Origin of the sequence: Microvirgula aerodenitrificans DSM 15089 (assembly GCF_000620105.1) — a bacterium.
Classification (GTDB): domain Bacteria; phylum Pseudomonadota; class Gammaproteobacteria; order Burkholderiales; family Aquaspirillaceae; genus Microvirgula; species Microvirgula aerodenitrificans.
Map to the genome: position 1 here is coordinate 1 of NZ_JHVK01000018.1, position 24,024 is coordinate 24,024.

24 protein-coding genes are annotated in these 24,024 nt (G+C 63.9%); 4 read left to right on the top strand and 20 right to left on the bottom strand.

What is annotated here, in order from left to right; translation table 11 throughout:
• Nucleotides 1-107 precede the first annotated feature (107 nt).
• The 8 genes from Q352_RS0113915 to Q352_RS0113950 form a co-directional block, all read right to left on the bottom strand.
• Nucleotides 108-371: an acyl-CoA-binding protein gene (locus tag Q352_RS0113915; RefSeq protein WP_028499867.1), complete on the bottom strand. Its 264-nt coding sequence runs from the start codon at nucleotides 369-371 to the stop codon at nucleotides 108-110.
• A 74-nt stretch (nucleotides 372-445) separates the two neighbouring features.
• Entirely contained in the window at nucleotides 446-979 is a 534-nt protein-coding gene (locus Q352_RS0113920; protein ID WP_036386438.1) for a phosphatidylglycerophosphatase A family protein, read from the bottom strand.
• Entirely contained in the window at nucleotides 957-1,898 is a 942-nt protein-coding gene (gene thiL, locus Q352_RS0113925; RefSeq protein ID WP_028499869.1) for a thiamine-phosphate kinase, read from the bottom strand. The genes Q352_RS0113920 and thiL overlap by 23 nt, the downstream gene beginning before the upstream one ends.
• Nucleotides 1,899-1,975: 77 nt before the next feature.
• A complete protein-coding gene (gene nusB / locus Q352_RS0113930; RefSeq protein WP_028499870.1) occupies nucleotides 1,976-2,470 on the bottom strand; it encodes a transcription antitermination factor NusB in 495 nt (164 codons plus the stop codon).
• A complete protein-coding gene (gene ribH / locus Q352_RS0113935; protein ID WP_028499871.1) occupies nucleotides 2,470-2,943 on the bottom strand; it encodes a 6,7-dimethyl-8-ribityllumazine synthase in 474 nt (157 codons plus the stop codon). Before ribH ends, nusB begins: the two co-directional genes overlap by 1 nt.
• Nucleotides 2,944-3,066: 123 nt before the next feature.
• Nucleotides 3,067-4,173 carry a bifunctional 3,4-dihydroxy-2-butanone-4-phosphate synthase/GTP cyclohydrolase II gene (gene ribBA / locus Q352_RS0113940; RefSeq protein WP_028499872.1) on the bottom strand — a complete coding sequence of 369 codons (1,107 nt, stop codon included), beginning with the start codon at nucleotides 4,171-4,173 and terminating at the stop codon, nucleotides 3,067-3,069.
• A 30-nt stretch (nucleotides 4,174-4,203) separates the two neighbouring features.
• Nucleotides 4,204-4,851 (bottom strand): Dph6-related ATP pyrophosphatase, encoded by a 648-nt coding sequence (locus Q352_RS0113945; protein WP_028499873.1) that lies wholly within the window; start codon nucleotides 4,849-4,851, stop codon nucleotides 4,204-4,206.
• Complete coding sequence (locus Q352_RS0113950) at nucleotides 4,848-5,465, bottom strand: riboflavin synthase (RefSeq protein ID WP_028499874.1); 618 nt, start codon at nucleotides 5,463-5,465, stop codon at nucleotides 4,848-4,850. The genes Q352_RS0113945 and Q352_RS0113950 overlap by 4 nt, the downstream gene beginning before the upstream one ends.
• 197 nt (nucleotides 5,466-5,662) lie before the next feature.
• Here Q352_RS0113950 and Q352_RS0113955 point away from each other — a divergent pair, with 197 nt between their 5' ends.
• Genes Q352_RS0113955 through bluB form a run of 4 tightly spaced genes read left to right on the top strand, consistent with a single transcriptional unit; the run spans nucleotide 5,663 to nucleotide 9,537 of the window.
• Nucleotides 5,663-7,261 (top strand): peptide chain release factor 3, encoded by a 1,599-nt coding sequence (locus Q352_RS0113955; protein WP_028499875.1) that lies wholly within the window; start codon nucleotides 5,663-5,665, stop codon nucleotides 7,259-7,261.
• On the top strand, nucleotides 7,261-8,136 hold the full coding sequence (locus Q352_RS21225) for a mechanosensitive ion channel domain-containing protein (protein WP_084300205.1): 876 nt from the start codon (nucleotides 7,261-7,263) through the stop codon (nucleotides 8,134-8,136). The genes Q352_RS0113955 and Q352_RS21225 overlap by 1 nt, the downstream gene beginning before the upstream one ends.
• Before the next feature lie 47 nt (nucleotides 8,137-8,183).
• A complete protein-coding gene (locus tag Q352_RS0113965; RefSeq protein ID WP_028499876.1) occupies nucleotides 8,184-8,837 on the top strand; it encodes a TetR/AcrR family transcriptional regulator in 654 nt (217 codons plus the stop codon).
• Nucleotides 8,838-8,853: 16 nt separating this feature from the next.
• The gene (bluB, locus tag Q352_RS0113970; protein WP_028499877.1) at nucleotides 8,854-9,537 is read left to right on the top strand and encodes a 5,6-dimethylbenzimidazole synthase; all 684 of its coding nucleotides are present in this window, start codon (nucleotides 8,854-8,856) and stop codon (nucleotides 9,535-9,537) included.
• Between the two features lie 7 nt (nucleotides 9,538-9,544).
• Here the strand turns inward: bluB and Q352_RS0113975 are convergent, their stop codons facing one another.
• The 12 genes from Q352_RS0113975 to rpsO form a co-directional block, all read right to left on the bottom strand.
• Nucleotides 9,545-10,390: an ABC transporter permease gene (locus Q352_RS0113975; protein ID WP_028499878.1), complete on the bottom strand. Its 846-nt coding sequence runs from the start codon at nucleotides 10,388-10,390 to the stop codon at nucleotides 9,545-9,547.
• A gap of 403 nt (nucleotides 10,391-10,793) precedes the next feature.
• Entirely contained in the window at nucleotides 10,794-11,504 is a 711-nt protein-coding gene (locus tag Q352_RS0113980; RefSeq protein ID WP_028499879.1) for an ABC transporter ATP-binding protein, read from the bottom strand.
• Nucleotides 11,501-12,271, bottom strand: coding sequence for an ABC transporter ATP-binding protein (locus Q352_RS0113985; RefSeq protein ID WP_028499880.1), 771 nt, complete (start codon nucleotides 12,269-12,271; stop codon nucleotides 11,501-11,503). Before Q352_RS0113985 ends, Q352_RS0113980 begins: the two co-directional genes overlap by 4 nt.
• 7 nt (nucleotides 12,272-12,278) lie before the next feature.
• Entirely contained in the window at nucleotides 12,279-13,391 is a 1,113-nt protein-coding gene (locus Q352_RS0113990) for an ABC transporter permease subunit (protein WP_028499881.1), read from the bottom strand.
• Between the two features lie 24 nt (nucleotides 13,392-13,415).
• Nucleotides 13,416-14,345 (bottom strand): branched-chain amino acid ABC transporter permease, encoded by a 930-nt coding sequence (locus tag Q352_RS0113995; RefSeq protein WP_028499882.1) that lies wholly within the window; start codon nucleotides 14,343-14,345, stop codon nucleotides 13,416-13,418.
• Between the two features lie 580 nt (nucleotides 14,346-14,925).
• Entirely contained in the window at nucleotides 14,926-16,269 is a 1,344-nt protein-coding gene (astB, locus tag Q352_RS0114000; RefSeq protein WP_244879585.1) for an N-succinylarginine dihydrolase, read from the bottom strand.
• Nucleotides 16,269-17,735 (bottom strand): succinylglutamate-semialdehyde dehydrogenase, encoded by a 1,467-nt coding sequence (gene astD / locus Q352_RS0114005; RefSeq protein WP_028499884.1) that lies wholly within the window; start codon nucleotides 17,733-17,735, stop codon nucleotides 16,269-16,271. Before astD ends, astB begins: the two co-directional genes overlap by 1 nt.
• Complete coding sequence (astA, locus tag Q352_RS0114010; protein ID WP_028499885.1) at nucleotides 17,732-18,778, bottom strand: arginine N-succinyltransferase; 1,047 nt, start codon at nucleotides 18,776-18,778, stop codon at nucleotides 17,732-17,734. Before astA (Q352_RS0114010) ends, astD begins: the two co-directional genes overlap by 4 nt.
• Complete coding sequence (astA, locus tag Q352_RS0114015) at nucleotides 18,775-19,809, bottom strand: arginine N-succinyltransferase (protein WP_028499886.1); 1,035 nt, start codon at nucleotides 19,807-19,809, stop codon at nucleotides 18,775-18,777. The genes astA (Q352_RS0114010) and astA (Q352_RS0114015) overlap by 4 nt, the downstream gene beginning before the upstream one ends.
• A 103-nt stretch (nucleotides 19,810-19,912) precedes the next feature.
• Nucleotides 19,913-21,124: an aspartate aminotransferase family protein gene (locus tag Q352_RS0114020; RefSeq protein WP_028499887.1), complete on the bottom strand. Its 1,212-nt coding sequence runs from the start codon at nucleotides 21,122-21,124 to the stop codon at nucleotides 19,913-19,915.
• 265 nt (nucleotides 21,125-21,389) lie between these two features.
• A complete protein-coding gene (gene pnp / locus Q352_RS0114025) occupies nucleotides 21,390-23,501 on the bottom strand; it encodes a polyribonucleotide nucleotidyltransferase (RefSeq protein ID WP_028499888.1) in 2,112 nt (703 codons plus the stop codon).
• Between the two features lie 211 nt (nucleotides 23,502-23,712).
• Nucleotides 23,713-23,982 (bottom strand): 30S ribosomal protein S15, encoded by a 270-nt coding sequence (gene rpsO, locus Q352_RS0114030; protein WP_028499889.1) that lies wholly within the window; start codon nucleotides 23,980-23,982, stop codon nucleotides 23,713-23,715.
• Between the last annotated feature and the right edge of the window lie 42 nt (nucleotides 23,983-24,024).

The following is a 24,024-nucleotide window of genomic DNA, read 5'->3' on the forward strand; positions in this document are numbered from 1 at the left end:
CGTCAGCCTATGCGAAGCAGTTAGCCGGAAAACCGGCTACATTAACCACCGGGCTCTAAAGCTGAGTGCTACTGAATCCGGGGTGACGTCGCAGCCGCAAAAACGGCTCAGCGGCCCAGCAGACGATCGACCAGCGCAATGTACTGCGCCATCGCGCCGTCAGTCGGCGTGCCCTTCAGCTTGTCCCAGGCGTCGAATTTCATCCGGTTGATGAAGTCCATCATGCCCGGCCGCTCGCCGGTGGCATCGCCGGCCGATGCCTGCTTGTACAGGGCGTACAGTTCCAGCATCGTCGCATTGTCCGGGCGTTCGGACAGCGATTGCACGTCGGCTTGCGCCTGCTGGAAACGGGTGCTCAGTTCGGTCGACATCGGCGCTTCTCCTGCGATTTCGGTGGTCATGACACTGAAATGTAACACGCCACCGCCCGTTTTCATACGCCCGTTTAAATCAGCCGCAGCATGCCGGCCGGCTGGGTCAGCACACCGAGCCAGGCCAGCATTTCCAGCCCGACAATGGCAAAAACCGCGGCCAGCACGTCGTCCAGCATCACCCCCAGGCCACCACCCACCCGCGAATCGATCCAGCGGATCGGCCAGGGTTTGAAAATATCGAACAGGCGGAACAGCAGAAACGCCGCAATCCAGCCACCCACCGTATTCGGGGCAAAGGCCAGCACCAGCATCATCGACACGATTTCATCCCAGACCACGCCACCATAATCGTCGACCCCCAGATCGCGGCAGGTGCGGCCGCAGGCATAGCAGCCATAGGCAAACAGCGGCACGCACAGCCAGGCGATCAGCAGGTCGGACAGCCCCGCCACCAGCAGCACGGCCATGATCGGACAGGCGACCAGCGTCCCCCAGGTACCCGGTGCGCGGCGCGCCAGACCCGCCCCGAAACCGAAGGCAATGAAGCGGTAGCTGCGCTGGCGGATAAAGCGCCAGCTGGCGCTATGCGAAGTGGTCAAAGCCATTCCTTTTCAAATGGACCGGTCGCTGTTGCGCATCAAGCAGGCGCAGGCCGGGAGCCGCGTCGATCACCCCGACCCGGGTCACATCAACGCCGGCGCGTGCGGCGGCGGCACGCACGGCAGCAGCCTGCGCTGGCGGCGCAGTAAAACACAGTTCGTAGTCGTCGCCGCCAGCGGCGATGGCATCGCGCCAGATGGCCCGCTCAAGCCGGTCATCGGTCGGCAGTGCATCGATATCGACCGTCGCCCCGACTGCAGAGCGTTCGAGAATATGACCAAGGTCGCCGGCAAAGCCATCAGAAATGTCGAGCATGGCACTGGCGATGCCGCGCAGTGCCATGCCGAGCCCGATCCGCGGCTCCGGCCATTCCAGCCGCTTGCGGCATTCGGCCAGCAACGGCGCGGACAGCCTGGCCTCGCCCGACAGATGGGCCAGGGCGGCTGCCGCCAGTCCCAGTTGGCCACTGACCCAGATCTCGTCGCCCGGCCGGGCGCCATCACGGCGGATCGCCTGGCCGGCCGGCACTTCGCCACCGATGGTCACCGACAGGGTCAGCGGGCCGCAGGTGGTATCCCCGCCGACGATATCGACACCGGTCCGCTCGGCCAGCGCAAACAGCCCGTCGCAGAACGCTGCGATCCACGCCTCGTCCAGCGTCGGCAAGGCCGCACCGAGCACGGCCCACACCGGTTCGCCGCCCATGGCGGCGATGTCCGACAGATTGACTGCCAGCGTCTTGTGACCCAGTGCGGCCGGATCGACATCGGCAAAGAAGTGGCGACCGGCAACCAGCAGATCGGTCGAGACCAGCAATTCAGTGCCCGGCGTCGGCACCAGCACGGCGGCATCGTCGCCGACCCCCAGCCGCGCCCGCCGGGCCGGTCGGGTGAAATAGCGGCGAATCATCGCGAATTCGTTCATCGAAGCGCCTACGTCAACAGCATGAAAACGAAAAAACACCCGCGCGAGGCGGGTGCATGGCGAATCGGCCGGAACGCTTACTCGGCGTCGGTCGACGGCTCGTCATCGGCCGGTGCCGGTGCCGGGCGCTTGCCGCGACGGTTGGCACGCACGGCGGCACATTCGTCAGGACGCGCTTCGGCAGCGAACTTGTCCAGCACGCCATTGACGAAGCGATGGCCTTCGGCGCCGCCGAAGGTCTTCGCCAGCTCGATGGCTTCATTGATGATGACGGCCAGCGGGGTATCCGGATGGCGCAGCAGTTCCAGCGCCGCCACCAGCAGCACCGCGCGCTCGACCGGATTGACTTCCTCCGGGGCGCGTTCGAAATGCTTCGACAGCGCCTCGTCCAGCACCGGGGCCTCGTTCAGCACACCGAACAGCAGTGCGCGGAACAGGTTCTCGTCAGCCTTGACGAAGTATTCGTTCTCGCGCAGGTTCTTTTCGATGGATGCAGCGGTCAACTGGTTCAGTTGCCACTGGTAAATCCCTTGCACCGCGAATTCGCGGGCACGTCGTCGTGCAGTTTTCATCAGTCGTAAAACGCTTTCTGGAGATTGGCCATTTCCACCGCGCAACGTGCGCAGTCGCGGCCCTTTTCATCCATGCGCGCCTCGGCCTGTTCATCGGTATCGCAGGTCAGTACGCCGTTGGCGACCGGAATGTCGAAATCCAGCCCGACCCGGGTCAATGCCGAGCCTGCTTCGTTGGACACCAGCTCGAAGTGATAGGTCTCGCCGCGAATGACTGCGCCGAGCGCAATCAGCGCGTCGTAGGCGTCGTCTTCGTTCTGTGCCATCGCCTGCAGGGCCAGCGGAATTTCCAGCGCGCCGGGCACGGTGACGAAGGTGATGTCATCCGCTTGCACCCCCAGGATGCCCAGCTCTTCCAGGCAGGCATCGCGCAGGCCTTCGCAGACCGGCAGATTGAAGCGGGCCATGACCACACCGACTCGCAGCCCTTCACCGTTCAGATTCGGTTCGATATTCACAACGTCAGCGCGCATGGCGACTCCCCGTGATGGATGAAAAGGCGGAAGGAAACACACCTGGGAAAGGGCGGCATTTTAAAGCGGATACCCGGCCTTGGCGAGCCGTGATCCAAAATGGCTGATGCCGCCCGGCCGGTTTCAGCCCCGGGTGTCGTCGTCCGGCAGCAGATAACCGGTCACTTCCAGCGAGAAGCCGGTCATGCTCGGCAGCTTGGCCGGCTTGGACATCAGCTTCATCTTGCCGACACCGAGGCGACGCAGGATCTGTGCGCCGATGCCGTAGATTTTCGGGTCCCACTTGCGTTCCGGTGCATCGACGACACCGGGGAAGGCACGCGCCAGCAGCGTCTGCCCGTCCTCGTCACGATGCAGCAGGATCAGCACGCCGGAGCCGGCCTCGTCGAAAGCGCGCATCACGCGCGGAATCGGCCAGCTGTGCGAATCGCATGCCGAATCCATCCAGTCGATGACCGACAGCGGTTCGTGCACGCGCACCGGCGTGTCGCGGCTGGCATCGATCCGGCCCTTGACCAGCGCCAGATGGGTCGCGCCGCTGGTCGCATCGCGGAACGCATGCAGCCGGACCTGGCCGTACGGCGTGTCCAGGTCGCGCTCGGCCACATGTTCGATCAGGCTTTCGGTCTGGCTGCGGTGGGCGATCAGGTCGGCAATGGTGCCGACCTTCAGTCCGTGCTTCTCGGCGAACTCGAGCAGTTCCGGCAGGCGGGCCATGGTGCCGTCGTCATTCATGACTTCGCAGATCACGGCGGCCGGCGTCAGTCCGGCCAGCGCGGCGAGGTCGCAGCCGGCCTCGGTATGGCCGGCGCGCACCAGCACGCCGCCGTTCTTGGCCTTCAGCGGGAAGATGTGGCCCGGCTGGACGATATCGGCCGGCCTGGCGTCACGCGCGACGGCAGCCTGCACGGTGCGGGCACGGTCGGCGGCGGAAATGCCGGTAGTCACGCCGTCGGCGGCCTCGATCGACAGCGTGAAGTTGGTGCCGTGCGACGAGCCGTTGTTGGCGACCATCAGCGGCAGGTTCAGCTGCGTGCAACGGTCTTCGGTCAGCGTCAGGCAGATCAGGCCGCGCGCGTGCTTGGCCATGAAGTTGATCTGCTCGGCGTTGACGAAATCGGCGGCAAGGATCAGGTCGCCCTCGTTTTCGCGGTCTTCGTCATCGATGACGATGACCTGCTTGCCGGCCTTGATGTCGGCGATGATGTCTTGAATCGGGGAAATGGTCATGGAAGTCGGCTCCGCCGACGGCGCAGGCCGTCAGCGTGGATAAAAATCGATGAAGGCGCAGCCACCATGGCGGTGGATGTCGCCGGTTTGCAAGGTCAGCGGCTGCCGGAACAACGGGCCGTCGACCACTACGGTATGGAACTCGCCGCCCTCGCCGCACGGGTCGACGCCCAGCGCTTCCAGTTCGGTCACGCAGTCGGCATCGAGGGTACGGCCGAGGAACGATGCCGGCAAGGCATCCTCGCGCACGGTGCTCAGCCGGGCGACAAAGCCCGCACCGATCATCTCGTCGACCAGCGAACGGCGCGATGCCTGCCACAGCGGCAACCAGGCCTGCAGGCCGGCGCGGACACAGACCTTTTCCTCCCAGAAACGGTGCGCGTCAAGATCGATGTCACCAAATACCACCTGCTCGACGCCGCGTGCGCGCAGGCCGTGCAGTGCACCGACAAACACCTGTTCGTAGTCGGCCCAGCTGGCCTGGCCGGTCAGCAGCTCGATGCCGAGGCTGTCGGCCTGTGCCGCCAGCACTTCGGGGCGCAGGCCATGCGAACGGCTGCGCTGCCCGCTCTCGTCGGACATGTTCAGCAGCGCCAGCGGGCGGGCGCCGGCGGCGATGGCGCGCCACAGCGCCAGAGCCGAATCCTTGCCGCCGCTCCACGACGCGGCAACGATCATGCCGCCAGACCGCGCTGCGCCAGTACCCGTTCGACCGTTTCCACAATGGCCTGGGTCTGCGGGTCGACCTCGATGTTGATCCGCTCGCCGACCCGGCGCCAGCCGAGGTTGGTTCGCGTCAGCGTTTCCGGAATCAGGTGCACGCAGAAGCCGTCTTCGCGCACGTCACCAACGGTCAGGCTGCAACCGTCGACGCCGACATAACCCTTGTTGAGGATGAAGCGCATCCAGGTCGCCGGCAGCCGGAACCAGACGGTGCGGTTGTCCGGGGTATCGATCACGTCGACGACCTCGGCGGTGCACATCACGTGGCCGCTCATCGCGTGGCCGCCGATTTCGTCGCCGAAGCGCGCGGCACGCTCGACATTCACCCGGTCGCCTTCACCGAGATCACCGAGGTTGGTGACGCGCAGGGTTTCCTGCATCAGGTCGAACGACACCTGATCGCCGTCGATCGCGGTGACGGTCAGACAGCAGCCGTTGTGCGCGACCGAGGCGCCGATGGCGAGACCCGGCAGCAAGTCCGCAGGCAGGCGGACGACGCGGGTCTGAAAGGCCGCCCGGCGCTCGATGCGCACGATTTCGGCGACCCCTTGTACGATTCCGGTAAACATGGCGGGACCATTCTGGAGAGAGGAAAACGACGCCCGTGTTCACAGGCACGGGACATCCGGACGCTCCGATTCTACCCGTCCGCGGCGGGGATGCCGACCCGCAGCCGGCATCAAAGCCGGATGGGTGGACAGCGGGCTACTTGTCGGGGTCGATTTCCGCTAGAATTCACTGTTTTTTCGGCCATTTTCCTCACTCCATGTCAGACATAACCGTTCGCGAAGCCGCGCGCCGCCGCACCTTCGCCATCATCTCCCACCCCGACGCCGGTAAAACGACGTTGACCGAGAAGCTGTTGCTGTTCTCGGGCGCCATCCAGCAGGCCGGCACCGTCAAGGGCAAGAAGGGCGGCAAGTTCGCCACGTCGGACTGGATGGAAATCGAAAAGCAGCGCGGCATTTCCGTCGCCAGCTCGGTCATGCAGTTCGACTACTTCGACAATGTCGTCAACCTGCTCGACACCCCGGGCCACCAGGACTTCTCCGAAGATACCTACCGGGTGCTGACTGCCGTCGACAGCGCGCTGATGGTCATCGATGCCGCCAAGGGTGTGGAAGCGCAAACCATCAAGCTGCTGAACGTCTGCCGCCTGCGTGCGACGCCGATCGTCACTTTCATGAACAAGTACGACCGGGAAGTCCGCGACTCGCTCGAACTGCTCGATGAAGTGGAGAACGTGCTCGAGATCCGCTGTGCGCCAATTACCTGGCCGATCGGCATGGGCAAGACCTTCCGTGGCGTCTACCACCTGCTGAACGACCAGGTGTTGCTGTTCGATGCCGGCGGCACCCGCCTGCCGCACGAATTCGACATCATCGACGGCATCGACAATCCGCGCCTCGACGCCCTGTTCCCGCTCGAGATCGAACAGCTGCGCAACGAGATCGAACTGGTCAAGGCCGCCAGCAACGAGTTCGACCTCGACGCCTTCCTCTCCGGCGAACTCACGCCGGTGTTCTTCGGCTCGGCCATCAACAATTTCGGCGTCAAGGAAATCCTCGATGCGCTGATTGACTGGGCACCGTCGCCGCGTCCGCGCCACGCCACCGTGCGTGACGTCGAGCCGGGCGAGGACAAGTTCTCCGGTTTCGTGTTCAAGATCCAGGCCAATATGGATCCGAAGCACCGCGACCGCATCGCCTTCCTGCGCGTGTGCTCGGGCAAGTACGAGCGCGGCATGAAGATGAAGCACCTGCGTCTGGGCCGCGATGTGGCGGCAACGTCGGTGGTGACCTTCATGGCCCACGACCGCGAAATCGTCGAGGAGGCCTTTGCCGGCGACATCATCGGCATTCCGAACCACGGCAATATCCAGATCGGCGACTCGTTCAGCGAAGGCGAACAGCTCGCCTTCACCGGCATTCCGTTCTTCGCCCCGGAAATCTTCAAGGCGGTCCGCATCCGCAACCCGCTGAAGATCAAGCAGTTGCAGAAAGGCCTGCAGCAGCTTGGCGAGGAAGGCGCGGTCCAGGTGTTCAAGCCGGAAAACGGCGCCGACCTGATCCTGGGCGCGGTCGGCGTGCTGCAGTTCGAGGTGGTCGCCCATCGCCTGCTGACCGAATACGGCGTCGAAGCCATCTTCGAGAACTGCGCGATCTGGACTGCCCGCTGGGTCAGCTGCGACGACCGGGCCAAGTTCGCCGAGTTCCAGAAGGCCACGGTCCACAACCTGGCCATCGACGCCGCCGGCAGCCTCAGCTACCTGGCGCCGAACCGCGTGAACCTGGAACTGACCCGCGAACGCTGGCCTGACATCGTGTTCCACGAAACCCGCGAACACGCGGTCAAGTTATCCTGATGCTGGAGACGGCGCTGGACTGGCTCAGGAACCTGCCGCAGGTCTGGGCCTTCGACCTGATCCGTTCGGCACTGCTGGTGGCCGTGCTGGTGATGCTGCGCGTGATTGCCGCGCGCACGCTGGCCGGCCGGCCGCACCTGAGCCTGGAATGGCGCCGTCGCTGGTCGGTCAATATCCGCAACGGGCTGATCATTTTCGGCCTGCTCGGACTGGTGGTGATCTGGTCGGCCGAGCTGCAGACCCTCGCGGTGTCGATGGTGGCCATTGCCGCCGCGCTGGCGCTGTCGCTGAAAGAGCTGATCATGTGCTTTTCCGGCAGCTTCCTGCGCGCGATGAGCAAGGGCTACAACATCGGCGACCGGATCGAGATCGGCAACTACCGCGGCCGGGTCATCGACATCAACCTGTTCGGCACCACCATTCTGGAGATCGGCCCGCGTCACGATGCCCACCAGCAGACCGGCCGTGCCATCACTTTTCCGAACAGCCTGCTGCTGACGCAGGCCGTCACCCGCGAAGACTACACCGGCGACTATCTGGTCCACGTGATCACGGTGCCGCTGAATGTCCAGGCTGACGTGCTGAAGGCCGAAAAGCTGCTGCTGGCGGCAGCGCAGGAAATCTGCGCGCCGTACCTGGCCGATGCCCACCGTCACATGGCGGCCATCGAAGCGCTCAGCCTGATCGATACGCCGTCGGTCGATCCGCGCGTGTCGATCAATATTGCCGATGAGAAAACCCTGCGCCTGAATCTGCGCATTGCCGTGCCACGCGCCCAGAAGCAACGCGTCGAGCAGGCCATCCTGCACCGCTTCGTCGCCGATTTCTTCGGCCATGGCGACAGCGAGCAGGATGCGCCGCGGCAGCCATCCTGACTTCCCTGCCCGCGACCGCCGGCGGGCCCGTTCATCAAGGAGCCGTCATGAGCAAAAGACCGGCCATAAAAACCTACGATCGCATCGTCTCGGAGAGCCTGGCCCTGTTCAATGAACATGGCGAGCGCACCATTACCACCAACCACATCGCGGCTCATCTCGGCATCAGCCCGGGCAATCTGTACTACCACTTCCGCAACAAGGAAGAGATCGTTTACCAGATTTTCCTGCAGTACAAACACTTCCTGACCGAGAGGCTGGCCGCCCCGGCCGACCGCGACATCAAGGTCGATGACATGGAACGCTATTTCGATACCGTGTTCCAGGCGATGTGGCAGTTCCGCTTCATGTTCTACGACCTGCCCGGCCTGCTGGCCCGCAATCCGCAGATGCAGGCCGAGTACCACCATTTCATCCATACCGATCTGGAAGAACGGCTGAACGCGCTGTTTCACCGCTTCGCCGAGATCGGCCTGTTCCGCATCGACGAGGAAGACATCCGGCCGATGGTCACCAATGTCTGGCTGGTGGCAAAATTCTGGTTCGCATTCGAGCAGGCATCACGGCCGAAGGAACCGATCAGCGAGGCGGCCGGCAACCGCGGCGTCTGCCAGGTGCTGGCACTGTTCAAGCCATATGTGCCTGCCGAATTCCTGCCGACCTTCCGCCTGCTGGCGTCGAAGTACACGGCTGCAAACTGAGCTTTTTCCGACACCGATGACCGACACCGACCTGCCCCACCGCTATCCGGACGACCAGCGCGACGCGATCTACCGCGCCATGCGCGAACGACGCGACATGCGCCATTTCAATGGCAGGCCGCTGGCGACCGACGTGCTCGAGCGGCTGGTCGGCGCGGCCCACCTCGCGCCATCGGTCGGCTACATGCAACCGTGGCGCTTTATCCGCATTACCGACGCCGCCCTGCGCGCCGACATCTTTGCCCTGGTCGAGCGCGAACGCCTGCGCACGGCAGCAACGCTGTCATCGCGGCAGGCCGAATTCCTGTCGCTGAAGATCGAAGGCATTCGCGAATGCAGCGAACTGCTGGTCACCGTGCTGATGCCCGACACCGGCGCGCACGTCATCGGCCGCCGCACGCTGCCGGAAATGGACCTCGCCTCGGCCGCCTGTGCAATCCAGAACCTGTGGCTGGCGGCACGGGCCGAAGGCGTCGGCATGGGCTGGGTGTCATTCTTCGATCCGGACGAGCTGGCGCAGCGGCTGGCACTGCCGGCCGGCGCCCGGCCGATCGCCGTGCTGTGCCTGGGCGACGTCGAGGCGTTCTATCCGCGGCCGATGTTCGAGGATGCCGGCTTTGGCGAACGGCTGCCGCTCGACAGCGTACTGTTCGAGAACGCCTGGCCGGCCGACGCGCAGCCGACGCCGGCCGCGTACTGAACGACGCTCAGCGGCACGGCGGCACCCGCCGCCCGCCGTAGCCCTGACCGATGCGGTCGAGCACGATCGCCAGAATGACAATGGCTGCACCGGCCTGCAGCCCGCGGCCGAAGTCCAGCGTCTGGATGCCGATCAGCACATCCTCGCCCAGCCCGCGCGCACCGATCATCGAGGCAATCACCACCATCGACAGCGCCATCATGATCGACTGGTTGATGCCGGCCATGATCGACGGCAGCGCCAGCGGCAGCTGCACCCCCAGCAGCAGTTGCAGCCGCGTCGGCCCGAACGACCATGCCGCCTCGGCCACATCATGATCGACCTGGCGGATGCCGAGGTCGGTCAGGCGGATCAGCGGCGGCAGCGCGTAGACCACGGTAGCGAAAATCGCCGGCACCTTGCCGAGTCCGAACAGCATCAGCACCGGGATCAGGTACACGAAGGTCGGCAGGGTCTGCATGATGTCGAGCAGCGGCTGCAGTACGCGACGCACGCCCTCGTAGCGTGCCATCAGAATGCCGGCCGGCACGCCGAGCAGCACGGTCAGGGTCATCGCCACCAGCATCAGCGCAAAGGTCTGCATTAGCGGGTCCCACAGGCCGAGACAGCCGATCAGGTACAGCAGCCCGGCCAGCAGCACCCCCTGCCGCAGGCGGCGGGTCGCATGCCAGCCCAGCAGCCCCATCGCCAGCAGCACCAGCCACGGCGGCAAGGCGCGCAGCGCACTCTCCAGCGGCAGCAGCACCCCGCTCAGCACCGACTCGCTCAGCGCGCGCAGCGTGTCGCCATAGTGGTCGACCAGATTGTCGACGAAGCGGTTGATGACGTCCTTGAACGACAGCGGAATGAACATGCGTACGGGGCTCCCGGCCAGGCACCGACGGCCACCATGGCGTCGGACCCCGTCACGCTAGCGTGAAAACGGCCGGCTGTCGCGCGCGGCCACGCTGGACACACAACAACAGCAGCACCAGAAACTGCGCAGGCTGCCCGGGCAATCTGCAACACCAGAGAACCTGGCGCATGGGTACCTCGATCGTCCTGCACGCGGCAGGAAGCAGCAGAACCCCGGGCAGGCAGCAGGAAAGCCGCAGCCCTGCCGGCCTTGATATGCAGACATGTCACGCCCTTCCCCACCATCCGGCCAGCAACCGGAAAACGTGGTGCGGGAGAGACAGCGGCAGGCGGGGCCAGCGCGAAAAAAAGGGCCACCCGGCTTCCCGACCGGACGACCCTGATCCAACGCCGTAATGCGCTTATTCGCCCAGGTAGGCTTTCTTGACCGCGTCGCTGTCGAGCAGCTCGCGCGAATCGCCGGCCATGGTGATCTTGCCGGACTCCATCACGTAGCCGCGGTTCGAGGCTTCCAGCGCCAGTTTGGCGTTCTGTTCGACCAGCAGCACGGTCACGCCCTGCGACGAGATCATCTTGATGATGTCGAAGATCTGCTGGACGATGATCGGTGCGAGACCCATCGACGGCTCGTCGAGCAGCAGCAGCTTCGGGCGCGACAGGATTGCGCGGCCGATGGCCAGCATCTGCTGCTCACCGCCGGACAGGGTGCCGGCCAGCTGCTTGTAGCGCTCTTTCAGGCGCGGGAACAGCGTGTAGACGTAGTCGATTTCCTTGTTGATCTCGGCTTCGTCATTGCGATAGAACGAGCCCATGCGCAGGTTTTCCTCCACCGTCAGCCGCGAGAACACCCCGCGGCCTTCCGGCACCAGCGACAGGCCCTTCTTGACGAAATCGTAGACCGGCAGCTTGCTGCAATCGTGTCCGTCGTAGGTCACCGAGCCGGACTTCGGCTTCAGCATGCCCACCAGCGTTTTCAGCGTGGTGGTCTTGCCGGCGCCGTTCGCCCCGATCAGCGTGACCATCTCTCCCTGGTCGATGTGAAAGTTGATGCCCTTGACCGCCTGAATGCCGCCATAGGCCACTTCGAGATTCTTGACTTCCAACAGGCTCATGCGTGGGCCGCTCCCAGATAGGCTTCGATAACACGCGGATTGCTCTTCACTTCGGCCGGCAGGCCTTCGGCAATCTTCTTGCCGTAATCGAGCACCGCGATACGGTCGCACAGCGACATCATCAGCTTGACGTCGTGTTCGATCAGCAGCAGGGTCACGCCGCTGTTGCGGATCTTTTCCATCAGCGCCTGCAGGTCCTCGGTTTCCCGCGGGTTCATGCCGGCGGCCGGTTCGTCGAGCGCCAGCAGCGTCGGGTCGGTCGCCAGGGCGCGAGCGATCTCCAGCCGGCGCTGGTGGCCGTAGCTGAGGTTGCGAGCCCGTTCGCCGGCAACCTTGCTGATGCCGACAAAGTCCAGCAGCTCGCGCGACCGCATGCGGATGCCCTTCTCTTCTGCCATGGTGCGCTTGTCGCGCAGCACGGCGCCGAGTGCACCGGTCCTGGTCCGCACGTGGCGGCCGACCATCACGTTCTCCAGCGCCGTCATCTCGCCAAACAGGCGGATGTTCTGGAAGGTCCGGGCAATGCCGGCCTCGACCACGATATGCGGCTTCTTGCGGAACAGGTCGCGGCCGTTGAAGGTGAACGTCCCTTCGTCCGGCTGGTACAGGCCGGTCAGCACGTTGAACAGCGTGGTCTTGCCGGCGCCGTTCGGGCCGATCAGGCCGTAGATTTCACCCTTGTTGATGGTGAGGCCCACTTCGTTCAGCGCCACGAGGCCGCCGAAGCGCTTGGTGATGCCTTCGATTTTCAGCAGTACGTCAGCCATGTCGTTGTTATCCCTTGAGTCCGTCGGCGGCTTGCGAGTCGGTAGCCGGTACGCCCTCGTCGAGCGCGTCGTGGAATTCCGCCTTGCGGCGCTTGTTCGGCCACAGGCCTTCCGGGCGCAGCAGCATGACCAGGATCAGCGCGAGGCCGAACAGCAGCATGCGGGCGTTTTCCGGATCGACCAGCATCTTGCCGAACACGGCCATCTGCACCGGGCCGATAACGTCACGCAGGATTTCCGGGGTAATGGTCAGCAGCACCGCGCCGAGGATCACGCCGGGGATGTGGCCCATGCCACCGAGCACCACCATCGACAGCACCATGATCGATTCGAGCAGGCCGAACGATTCCGGCGACACGAAGCCCTGGAAGCTGGCGAACAGACCACCGGACACGCCACCGAATGTCGCGCCGAGCGCGAACGCCAGCAGCTTGATGTTGCGGATGTTCAGGCCCATGGCACTGGCGGCGATATCGTCTTCACGCAGCGCCACCCAGGCACGGCCGATGCGCGAGTGCTGCAGCCGCGAGCAGATGATGACGGTGAGGATGGTCAGCGCCAGGAACAGGTAGTAGTACAGGTACACGCTGTTCAGGCTGTAACCAAAGATCACGTGCGACTTGCCCAGCGACACGCCGGCCACGGTCACCGGCTGGATCATGTTCACGCCTTGCGGGCCGTTGGTGATGTTGATCGGCGCGTTCAGGTTGTTCATGAAGATCCGCACGATTTCACCGAAACCGAGGGTCACGATCGCCAGATAGTCGCCGCGCAGCTTCAGCACCGGGGTGCCGAGCAGGATGCCGAAGAAAGCGGCACAGATCGCACCGATCGGCAGCAGGATCCACCACGGCCAGAAGATGTCGAAGTGCGGCGAGTTCAGCAGCGCGTAGCTGTAGGCACCGACCGCGTAGAACGCGATATAGCCCAGGTCGAGCAGGCCGGCGAAGCCCACCACGATGTTCAGGCCCAGCGCCAGCATGATGTACAGCAGCGCGAAGTCGAGCGTGCGCACCCAGGAATTGCCCAGCGTGTTGCCGACCAGGAACGGCAGCACCGCGAGCAGGATGCCGCAGGCGACGAACAGCGCGAACTGCTTGCCTTTGGAAAGCTGAATCATTGGTTTTCTCCTCGAATTCTTGTATCAGGCGCGTTCGGCGACGCGTTCGCCCAGCAGACCAGACGGGCGGAACACCAGCACCAGGATCAGCACCATGAAGGCGAAGATGTCCTGATAATTCGAGCCGAGGAAGCCCCCGGTCAGGTCGCCGATATAACCGGCGCCCAGCGATTCGATCACCCCGAGCAGCAGACCGCCGACGACGGCGCCGCCAAGGTTGCCGATCCCCCCCAGCACCGCGGCGGTGAACGCCTTCAGGCCGATGATGAAGCCCATGTGCGAGTGGGCCTGGTCATAGTTGGCGGCAACCATCACGCCGGCGATCGCACCGAGGCCGGCACCGATCACGAAGGTGGTGGAAATGATGGTGTTGACGTTGACCCCCATCAGGCCGGCGACAGCCGGGTTCTGGCTGGTGGCACGCATCGCGCGGCCGAGCTTGGTCTTCTCGACCATGATCAGCAGGCCGACCATCAGTGCCAGCGCGAGGAAGATGATCACGATCTGCAGATCGGTGATCGACGCGCCGAAGAAGTCGAGCGGGTTGTGCGGCAGCAGCGACGGGAACGAGATGTAGTTGCGGCCCCAGATCAGGATCGCCACGTTCTGCAACACGATGGAAAGGCCGATGGCGGTGATCAGCGGCGCCAGGCGCGGCGCATTGCGCAGCGGCCGGTAGGCCACCCGCTCGATCACGAAGCCCAGCAGCATGCAGGTCGGAATGGCGACCATGATGGCCAGCAACACCAGCACGGGACCCGGAAGTGCCAGCCCCATGCTGCTGAAAAGACCCAGCACGGAGATAGTCACCATGGCGCCGATCATGGTCACTTCGCCGTGGGCGAAGTTGATGAGCCCCATGATGCCGTACACCATGGTGTAGCCCAGCGCGATCAGCGCATAGATGCTGCCCAGCACGAGGCCGTTCAGTATTTGTTGCAGAAAGATGTCCACGGAGATTCTCCTCTTGCAGAACGTCATTGCGGCATTACAGATGGGTACTCTGCAGGCCGCTTGTTATAAGCAAAAACTGGTTTAATCCAGTTGATGATGCGCGGCGATTATGTAGTGGCCCCATGGGGCTGTCAACGCGGCAAAAGACGTTTTTAGCCAAATTTTCCGCTTTATATCCGTTGGAATAGAGGATAAATCGTTAAAAATGGCCGGGATGTAAAATTTTATGCCACGTATGGCACTATTTTCGTGCAAAGGAATTAGGCTGCCGCCCGATTTTGGCGCACTATGCTTTACGGTTTGCTGATTTCACTTGTCGGTTATGTTGCAGTTCCATGAATTGCCAGACAATTATACTGTCGACCGGATTTGCGCCGCGATGAACACAAAATCCGGCCGTTCCTGCCAGGCAACAATCAAGAACTGTGCCAAGTTGGGTAAATAGTCATTACCTTCTTGTTACACCGGATAAACGCACAACAAAAGTATGGCTCAACGCCGGAGGCCGGCCGGAAAAAGTCATGCCCGGGGCGCCATCAGGCGCCCCGGGCATTCCGGATACAGGCCGGCCCGCTGCCGATTACGCCAGCTGGAATGGATAGACCGATCCCAGGCACAGGATCTGTGTCAGCTCATCCAGCGCGCCGCGGGTCTCCGCCAGCAGTTGCGGGTCCGCGAAATCGCGCTCGCCCAGCCGGTCGCGGTAGTGTTTTTCGACCCAGCCCACCAGCCGCGCATACAGCGTGTCGTTGATCAGGATCGCCGAATTAACCGCCGCCAGTTCGGCATCGTTCAGTGCCACGCGCAGGCGCAGACAGGCGGGGCCGCCACCGTTCTGCATCGATTCGCGCAGGTCGAACACGCTGAGTTCCCGCACCGGCCCGCCACTGGCCAGCAGCGACTGCAGATAGGCCCATACCGCCGGGGTCTTGTGGCACTCCTCCGGCACCACCAGTCGCATACCACCGTCCGCCAGGGCCAGCAGCTGGCTGTTGAACAGATAGCTTCTGACCGCATCGCCGACACTGACCTGCGCCGACGGTACTTCGACCGGCACGAACTCGCCGCCCAGTACAGCCAGCTTGTCGGCCAGCTCGGCCAGCACGCGCGGCTGGTCGACGAAACTCTGCTGGTGATGGAACAGCACGTTCAGGTTGCCGACCGAGATCACGTCGTTGTGGAATACGCCGGCATCGATCACGTCCGGATCCTGCTGGGCATAGACCACGGCGTCGTCGCGCAGTCCATGGCGACGGGCGACCGCCTGGCAGGCTTCCAGCGTATGCCGGGCCGGGAAGCGCTTCGGCGCCGGCCGTGAGGCATCGAATGCCGAGCCGCCGTAAACAAAGAACGCCACGCCGGGCCGGTCATAGGCGGCAGCAAAACGGGTATGGTTGGCCGCGCCCTCGTCGCCGAAGTGCATCTGCGCCGGCAGGGCGGCATGGATGGCGAAGCGGTTCTCATCCGGGAACATCGCCTGCAGCAGACGCCGGGTGGTCGGATGCTCGATCGAACGGTGGAACTTGTTGTTCAGATTGGCCGGCGTGAAGTGCACGCGTCCATCCGCCGTATCGGCCGACGGGCTGACCGTGGCCGCATTCGCGGTCCACATCGACGACGCCGACGAACAGGCAGACAGCAGCTCGGGGGCGTCTTTCGCCGCCCGGGCAAGCACTTGCGCATCGCTGCCGGCAAAGCCCAGTTCGCGCAGCGCCCCGATCGCCGGCCGCTCGTGCGGCGCGAACACCGCCTGCGCATAGCCGAGATCGGCCAGCGCCTTCATCTTCGCCAGCCCCTGCAGGGCGGCCAGCTTCGGATTGGCGGTGACGCGGGCATTGCCGGTGGACGCGACATTGCCGAACGACAGGCCGGCATAGTTGTGCGTCGGCCCGACCAGCCCGTCGATATTGAGCTCGAACGCCATCAGAACGTCATCCCCGGGTTCAGTTGCGCCGGCAGCGTCAGCGCATCGGCTTCCAGCGAAGCCACCGGGTAGGCGCAGTAATCGGCGGCATAGAAGGCACTGGCGCGGTGGTTGCCTGATGCCCCGACGCCCCCGAATGGTGCAGCGCTGGAAGCCCCGGTCAGCGGCTTGTTCCAGTTCACCACCCCGGCACGACTTTCCAGCAGGAAGCGGTCATAGCTGGCACGGTCATTCGACAGCACGCCGGCAGCCAGGCCGAAACGGGTGTCGTTGGCCAGGGCGATGGCCTGGTCCAGCGTGTCATAGCGGATCAGTTGCAGCAGCGGGCCGAAATATTCCTCATCCGGCAGGCCGGCCACGCCGGTCACGTCGATCAGGCCCGGGGTGAGGATGGCGGCTTCTTCGTCGATGCGGCGCATGGTCAGCAGCGCCCGGCCGCCCAGCGACAGCAGGCGCGCCTGGGCATCGAGCAGTGCATCGGCCGCCGGCTGCGAGATCACCGCGCCGATAAACGGCGCCTCGGCATCGTCCCAGCGACCGACCTTCAGCCGACCGGTGACCTCGACCAGCCGGGCGACGAAGGCATCGCCAGCGGCACCGTTCGGCACCAGCAGGCGGCGGGCGCAGGTGCAGCGCTGGCCAGCCGACACATAGGCCGAGAACACGGTCTGGTACACGGCAGCGTCTTCGTTGCCACTGACATCACCGACGATCAGCGGGTTGTTGCCGCCCATTTCCAGCGCCAGGATCTTGTCCGGACGACCGGCGAACTGCCGGTGCAGGATCTCGCCGGTGGCCGAACTGCCGGTAAAGAACAGCCCGTCGATGCCGGCATGCCCGGCCAGGGTGATGCCGGTTTCGCGCGCGCCCTGCAGCAGACCGATCACGCCGGCCGGCAGGCCGGCCTCCTGCCACAGGCGCACGGTTTCCTGCGCGGTCCACGGCGTCAGCTCGGATGGCTTGAATACCACGGCGTTGCCGGCCAGCAGCGCCGGCACGATATGACCGTTCGGCAGATGACCGGGGAAGTTGTACGGTCCGAACACGGCCACCACGCCATGCGGCCGATGGCGCAGCACGGCCTGCGCGTCACCCAGCGGGCCGGTGCGCTCGCCGGTGCGCTCGGCATGGCTTTTTACCGAGATGTCGACCTTGTTGACCATGGTGGTCACTTCGGTCATCGCCTCCCAGCGTGGCTTGCCGGTTTCCTGGGCAATCACGTCGGCCAGCCGGGCCTGGCTGGCCTTCAGCAGTTCGGCGAAACGGCGGCAGACCGCCTCGCGCTCGGCGAACGGCAGCCGTGCCCAGGCCGGAAACGCGCGCCGGCCGGCAGCGACCGCCGCGTCGACCTGGGCGGCGTCCGCCGCCGACCCTTCCCAGACCACGCGGCCATGGGCCGGATCGACCGAATGCATGTGGGTGCCGTTGCCGGCGAGCCAGACACCATCAATGAACAGGGTGGTCATGCGGCTTTTCCTTCCTTGGCGCTGAGCGTGACGAAGCGCACGTGCTGACCCGGCTCGACCCGCAACGCCGAGGCCTGTGCCGGCGTCAGGTAGAAGCCGTCGAGATCGGGAGCCGGAGCATCGACCAGAATGGTGCGGAAATGCTCCAGTTCGGTGTTCGACACCAGCCAGGTCGCCAGCGGCGCGTCGTCCGGCATCGGGTCGACGATGCGGGCCGGCAGTTCGCGGCTTTCCTTCACCGCCCGCACTTCGCCGACATAGGCCTGAATGGTCGGACCGGCATCGAAAATGTCGACATAGCCCTCGTAGCGCAGCCCTTCGCTTTCCAGCATGGCCAGCGCCGGGCGGGTGTTGTCGTGGGTACGGGCAATGACCGCCTGCGCCTCGGGGGTCAGGAAGTCGATGTAGACCGGGTATTTCGGCATCAGCTCGGCGACAAAGGCTTTTTCTCCGACACCGGTCAGGTAGTCGGCATGGCCGAAGTCGAGACTGAAGAAATGGCGGCCCAGTGCTTCCCAGAACGGCGAGCGTCCCTCGTCATCGGAATAGCCGCGCATTTCGGCAATGACGATCTTCGAGAACAGGTGCGGGAACTGCGCCATGAACATGAAGCGGCACTTGGACAGCAGCGGGCCGTTCTTGTGGCCGCGATAGTCGGGGTCGAGGAACAGCGAACACAGTTCGGAATAGCCGGTGTGGTCGTTGGACAGGAACAGGGTCTCGTGCTGCGAGTAGATGCCAAGCTCCTGCGAAGCGTGGACCATGGTGCCGACGCGGTAGTTGTACCACGGCTCCTTCAGGCCCAGCGCGGCCTCCAGCCCGCAGATACCGGCGATCCTGCCGGTCTCGCTGTCCTCCAGCACGAACACATAGCCCTGATCGGCGTTGTCGAGCATGCCGGCGAACGACAGGTTAGAGCGCTGGATGCGGCGCGACAGGCGGTCCTCGTTGGCGGGCAGCGTGGTCAGGCCGGTACCGGTCTTCTGCGCCAGCGCCATCAGTCCTTCCAGGTCATTGAGTCCGATCGGTCGAATCACCATCATGCTGCGTCCCTCCCCTCACCCTGAAACTCGATCGCGCGGACCCTGTCGCCGGCCACGACCTGCAATGCCTCGGCGGCATCCGGCGTAATCCACAGCGTGTTGTCGCGGATACCGGCCTGCAGCAGCCCGGAGCGGAAGTCGACACAGCGCTCGCTGCTGACCAGCCAGGTGGCCGAGCCTTCGGGATGCACATTGTCGATGCCGACGCTGAACACCCGGCTCTTCGAGATCGAGCGCACGTCGCGGGCGCGAGCGGTCAGCACGGCACCGCCATCGAAGATGTCGATATAGTTGTCGGCCTCGAAGCCTTCGTCGGCCAGGATGGCAAACGGCACTTCGGCATCCGGATGTACCTGCCCCATCACCTGCTGCGCCGCATCCGGCAGCAGCGGCACATAGATCGGATAGGTCGGCATCAGTTCGGCAACGAAGGTCTTGGACTTGGTCGCCACCAGATGTTCAGCAGCCGCATAGTCGAGGTTGAAGAAGCGGCGACCGATCGCGTCCCAGAACGGCGACTGCAGATTGTCGTCGCACTGGCCCAGCAGCTCGGCGATCAGGCGATCGCTGAAACGGGCACGGTGGCTGGCGATGAACATCAGTCGGGCGCGCGACAGCAGTCGGGCACCGTCGCCGGCCATCACCTCGGGCAGCACGTGGAAACCGCCAAGCTGGGTCTGCCCGGTCAGGTCATGACACATGGTCAGCGCATGGATCTTGTTGTTGACCTTGAGGCTCGGGCTGGCATGCACCAGCGTTTCATTGCGGTAGTTGTAGAACGGCTCGTCGAAGCCGGCGCTGGCGACGATGGACGCGGTGCCCAGCACCTCGCCGTCCCGCTCAAGCACGAAGACATAGATTTCCTCGCCCTGGCTGGCGATATCGCTGGCAAAGGACGAATTCGACCGCTGGATGCGCTCGTACAGCCGTTCGCGGTCGTTGGGAAGACTGGTAACGCCGACACCGCTTGCTTCGGCAAAGTGCTCGAGCGCAGGCAGGTCCGATACCCGAATGGGTCTGACCAGCAGCATGATGCTTCTCCTTGTATTTCTTTATCGCGCGGGCCGGCAACGACTTCTTGCGGCCAAAAAAGCGGCGCCCCTGGAAGCGCCGTCTGGAATGCTTGTGCGGGACCTATTTGGCCGCGATGCTGGCCACGGCGGCCTTGAACCGCGCCAGACCTTCATCGATGTCCTGCTCCGGGATGACCAGGCTGGGCGCGAAACGCACGACATTGGTGCCGGCGACCAGCACCATCAGGCCCTGCTTCTCGGCCGCCTTGACGAAATCCTTGGCCCGGCCGGCGTATTCCTCGGCCAGCACGGCGCCGAGCAGCAGGCCCATGCCGCGCACTTCGCGGAACACCTTGTACTCGGCATTGATCGCATTGAGGCCATCGATAAAGCGCTGGCCCTTGGCGCGCACGCCGCCCAGCACCGCCGGGGTGTTGATCACTTCGACCGCACGCAGGCCGACGGCGGTCGCCAGCGGGTTGCCGCCATAGGTCGAACCATGGGTGCCGACGACAAAGCTGGCCGCTGCCCTGGCCGTGGCCAGCATCGCCCCGATCGGGAAGCCGCCACCCAGCGCCTTGGCCGACGACAGCAGATCCGGGGTCACGCCGTATTCCATATAGGCGTAAAGCGCGCCGGTCCGGCCGACGCCGGTCTGCACTTCGTCAAACACCAGCAGCGCGTTGAACTGGTCAGCCAGTTCGCGGGCAGCCTTGAGGAAAGCACGGGTGGCCGGCAGTACGCCGCCCTCACCCTGCACCGGTTCCAGCACGATGGCGGCCACGTCATCACCCATCGCTTCCTTCAGCGAGTCAATGTCGTTGAAGGTGCAATGACGGATGCCGCTCGGTGCCGGCAGAAAACCTTCGACGTATTTCGGCTGGCCGCCGACCGACACCGTGAACAGGGTGCGGCCATGGAAGCTGTTGCGGGTCGAGACGATGACGTTCTTCTGCGGACCGTAATGGTCGGCCGCATACTTGCGTGCCAGCTTGAAACAGGCCTCGTTGGCTTCAGCGCCGGAGTTGCAGAAGAACACGCGCTCGGCAAAGGTATTGTCGACCAGGGTCTTTGCCAGCCGCAGTGCCGGTTCGTTGGTCAGCCCGTTGCTGACGTGCCACAGCTTGCCGGCCTGCTCGGTCAGCGCCGCCACCAGTTCCGGGTGGCAGTGGCCCAGCCCGTTTACCGCAATGCCGCCGCCGAAATCGATGAATTCACGGCCCTGCTGGTCCCACAGGCGCGAACCGGCACCGCGGACCGGCACAAAACCGGCCGGGGAATAGTTGGGGACCATCACTTCATCGAAGGTGGCGCGGGTCACGGGAAACGACATGTTCTGATTCCTTGGTTCGGTGATGAACGCAAGCCTGCGTTCGAGTCGGGTTTGATTCTAATCAAACCACCATGACACGCAATTCCGCTTTGCGACGTGCAATTACACGACACATGGCAGTTTTGTGACATGTGGTTCATAAAAACCCATAGTAAGCGCGCAAATTGTTCGCTTCGCAACTTGCAGAACAATTGCCGGTGTACAGCATATATGACAGACACAAAAAACCCGGCCTGATGGCCGGGTTTGCTTGCGGGGGCAGCGGTTATTGCTGGACGCCGGCTTCTTCGTTCAGCACTGCCTTGATCGACAGGCGGATACGACCGCGTTCGTCGGTTTCCAGTACCTTGACGCGTACCGGCTGACCTTCCTTCAGATGGTCGGCGACGTTGGCGATGCGTTCGTTGGCGATCTGGCTGATATGCACCAGACCGTCGCGGCCCGGCATGATCTGCACGATGGCGCCGACGTTCTTGTCGAGGATCTTGACCACGGTGCCGTCGTAGACCTTGCCCACTTCGACTTCGGCGGTGATTTCCTCGATGCGGCGCTTGGCTTCTTCAGCACCTTCGCCCGAGATCGAGGCGATGGTGATCAGGCCGTCGTCGGAGATGTCGATGCTGGTGCCGGTTTCTTCGGTCAGTGCACGGATCACCGAACCACCCTTGCCGATCACGTCGCGGATCTTGTCCGGATTGATCTTCATGGTGTACAGGCGCGGTGCGTGTTCCGACAGTTCCTGCGGTTCGTCGATGGCCTGCTTCATCAGACCGAGGATGTGCAGACGGCCTTCCTTGGCCTGGTCCAGCGCCACGCGCATGATTTCCTTGGTGATGCCCTGGATCTTGATATCCATCTGCAGGGCGGTCACGCCGGCGTCGGTACCCGCAACCTTGAAGTCCATGTCGCCGAGGTGATCTTCGTCGCCGAGGATGTCGGTCAGCACCGCGAAGCGGCTGCCTTCCAGGATCAGGCCCATGGCGATGCCGGCCACGTGCGCCTTCAGCGGCACACCGGCGTTCATCAGGCTCAGGCAGCCACCGCAGACCGAGGCCATCGACGACGAGCCGTTCGATTCGGTGATCTCGCTGACCACGCGCATCGAGTAGCTGAAGTCTTCCTGCTTCGGCAGCACGGCGATCAGTGCGCGCTTGGCCAGACGGCCGTGGCCGATTTCGCGGCGCTTCGGCGGGCCCATGCGGCCGGTTTCACCGGTCGAGTACGGCGGGAAGTTGTAATGCAGCATGAAGCGTTCGGTGTATTCACCGGCCAGCGCGTCGATGATCTGCTCGTCCTGCTTGGTGCCCAGCGTGGTCACGGCCATGGCCTGGGTTTCACCACGGGTGAACAGCACCGAACCGTGGGCGCGCGGCAGCACGCCGGTACGGATCGAGATCGGACGCACGGTGCGGGTATCGCGACCGTCGATGCGCGGTTCGCCGGCGAGGATCTGGCCACGCACGACTTCGGCTTCCAGATCCTTGAAGATGCCCTTGATCTGGTTGGCACGCAGCGTGTCGGTGTCTTCGTTGATCAGCGCGGTCTTGACGTTGTTCCATGCTTCGTTCAGCGCCTGGCTGCGGGCCTGCTTCTGACGGATCTGGAACGCGGCGCCGATGTCGGCTTCGGCGATGGCCTTGATCTGGTTGACCAGTTCGGCGTCTTCGGCGGCCGGGGCCCAGTCGAACAGCACCGGGTTCACTTCGTCGGCCAGTTCGTTGATGGCGCGGATCGCAGCCTGCATCTGCTCGTGGCCGAACACGACCGAGCCAAGCATCACGGTTTCCGGCAGTTCCTTGGCTTCCGATTCCACCATCAGCACGGCGGATTCGGTACCGGCAACGACCAGGTCCAGCTCGCTGGTGGCCAGTTCGGTGCGGGTCGGGTTCAGGATGTATTCGCCATTGGCGTAACCGACGCGGGCAGCGGCGATCGGGCCCTGGAACGGGGCGCCGGTCAGGATCAGCGCGGCGGAAGCGCCGAGCATGGCCGGGATGTCGGCATCGACTTCCGGGTTCAGCGACATGACGGTCGCAACGATCTGCACGTCATGGTAGAAGCCGGCCGGGAACAGCGGGCGGATCGGACGGTCGATCAGGCGGCAGGTCAGGATTTCCTTTTCGCTCTGCTTGCCTTCACGCTTGAAGAAGCCGCCCGGGATCTTGCCGGCGGCGTAGGTGCGTTCGTAGTAGTCGACGGTCAGCGGGAAAAAGTCCTGACCCGGCTTGACATTCTTGTTCACGGTCACGGCGACGAGGACGACAGTGTCGTCCATGGTGACGAGCACCGAGCCCTGGGCCTGGCGGGCGATTTCGCCGGTTTCCAGAGTGACGGTATGACGACCGTACTGGAAGGTCTTGCTGAATTTCTTGAACACGTTGCGGATTCCTTAACGCGGTTGGGAGATGCAACGGGAACCCCTACATTTCAGTGCTGACCACGCCGAAATGTAGAGGCTCACCCCGCTGCGGAGACGGGAGCGTCGCGCCTGGGCGCGCTCCGAAAGAACAGTGCCGGCAGCGCTGTTGCCACCGGACAAAACAAAAAGGCCGCAAACCAGAGTCTGCGACCTTTCCGTATCTACACGCTTACTTGCGCAGGCCCAGACGGGTGATCAGCGCACGGTAGGCTTCAGCGTCGTTGCGCTTCAGGTAGTCCAGCAGCTTGCGACGGCGGCTGACCATCTTCAGCAGACCACGACGGCTGTGGTGATCCTTGGTGTTGGCCTTGAAGTGCGGGGTCAGGTCGTTGATGCGAGCGGTCAGCAGCGCAACTTGCACTTCCGGGGAACCGGTATCGCCTTCAGCGCGTTGGAAATCCTTGACGATGACGGCTTTTTGATCGACGGAGATCGACATGTAAAACTCCAGATAAACAAGGGGTTTGAAACCCCGGTCAAG

Excerpts from the sequence above, each read along its gene's own strand:
- Q352_RS0113990 (WP_028499881.1), bottom strand. The coding sequence starts at position 13,391 with ATGATTCAGCTTTCCAAAGGCAAGCAGTTCGCGCTGTTCGTCGCCTGC.
- Q352_RS0113965 (WP_028499876.1), top strand. The coding sequence starts at position 8,184 with ATGAGCAAAAGACCGGCCATAAAAACCTACGATCGCATCGTCTCGGAG.
- ribBA (WP_028499872.1), bottom strand. The coding sequence starts at position 4,173 with ATGACCATTTCCCCGATTCAAGACATCATCGCCGACATCAAGGCCGGC.
- Q352_RS0113975 (WP_028499878.1), bottom strand. The coding sequence starts at position 10,390 with ATGTTCATTCCGCTGTCGTTCAAGGACGTCATCAACCGCTTCGTCGAC.
- ribH (WP_028499871.1), bottom strand. The coding sequence starts at position 2,943 with ATGCGCGCTGACGTTGTGAATATCGAACCGAATCTGAACGGTGAAGGG.
- Q352_RS0113980 (WP_028499879.1), bottom strand. The coding sequence starts at position 11,504 with ATGAGCCTGTTGGAAGTCAAGAATCTCGAAGTGGCCTATGGCGGCATT.
- astD (WP_028499884.1), bottom strand. The coding sequence starts at position 17,735 with ATGACCACCCTGTTCATTGATGGTGTCTGGCTCGCCGGCAACGGCACC.
- nusB (WP_028499870.1), bottom strand. The coding sequence starts at position 2,470 with ATGAAAACTGCACGACGACGTGCCCGCGAATTCGCGGTGCAAGGGATT.
- astA (WP_028499886.1), bottom strand. The coding sequence starts at position 19,809 with ATGCTGCTGGTCAGACCCATTCGGGTATCGGACCTGCCTGCGCTCGAG.
- Q352_RS0113955 (WP_028499875.1), top strand. The coding sequence starts at position 5,663 with ATGTCAGACATAACCGTTCGCGAAGCCGCGCGCCGCCGCACCTTCGCC.
- Q352_RS0113915 (WP_028499867.1), bottom strand. The coding sequence starts at position 371 with ATGTCGACCGAACTGAGCACCCGTTTCCAGCAGGCGCAAGCCGACGTG.
- Q352_RS0113945 (WP_028499873.1), bottom strand. The coding sequence starts at position 4,851 with ATGATCGTTGCCGCGTCGTGGAGCGGCGGCAAGGATTCGGCTCTGGCG.
- Q352_RS0113950 (WP_028499874.1), bottom strand. The coding sequence starts at position 5,465 with ATGTTTACCGGAATCGTACAAGGGGTCGCCGAAATCGTGCGCATCGAG.
- rpsO (WP_028499889.1), bottom strand. The coding sequence starts at position 23,982 with ATGTCGATCTCCGTCGATCAAAAAGCCGTCATCGTCAAGGATTTCCAA.
- Q352_RS21225 (WP_084300205.1), top strand. The coding sequence starts at position 7,261 with ATGCTGGAGACGGCGCTGGACTGGCTCAGGAACCTGCCGCAGGTCTGG.
- astA (WP_028499885.1), bottom strand. The coding sequence starts at position 18,778 with ATGATGGTGATTCGACCGATCGGACTCAATGACCTGGAAGGACTGATG.
- thiL (WP_028499869.1), bottom strand. The coding sequence starts at position 1,898 with ATGAACGAATTCGCGATGATTCGCCGCTATTTCACCCGACCGGCCCGG.
- bluB (WP_028499877.1), top strand. The coding sequence starts at position 8,854 with ATGACCGACACCGACCTGCCCCACCGCTATCCGGACGACCAGCGCGAC.
- astB (WP_244879585.1), bottom strand. The coding sequence starts at position 16,269 with ATGGCGTTCGAGCTCAATATCGACGGGCTGGTCGGGCCGACGCACAAC.
- Q352_RS0113985 (WP_028499880.1), bottom strand. The coding sequence starts at position 12,271 with ATGGCTGACGTACTGCTGAAAATCGAAGGCATCACCAAGCGCTTCGGC.
- Q352_RS0113920 (WP_036386438.1), bottom strand. The coding sequence starts at position 979 with ATGGCTTTGACCACTTCGCATAGCGCCAGCTGGCGCTTTATCCGCCAG.
- Q352_RS0114020 (WP_028499887.1), bottom strand. The coding sequence starts at position 21,124 with ATGTCGTTTCCCGTGACCCGCGCCACCTTCGATGAAGTGATGGTCCCC.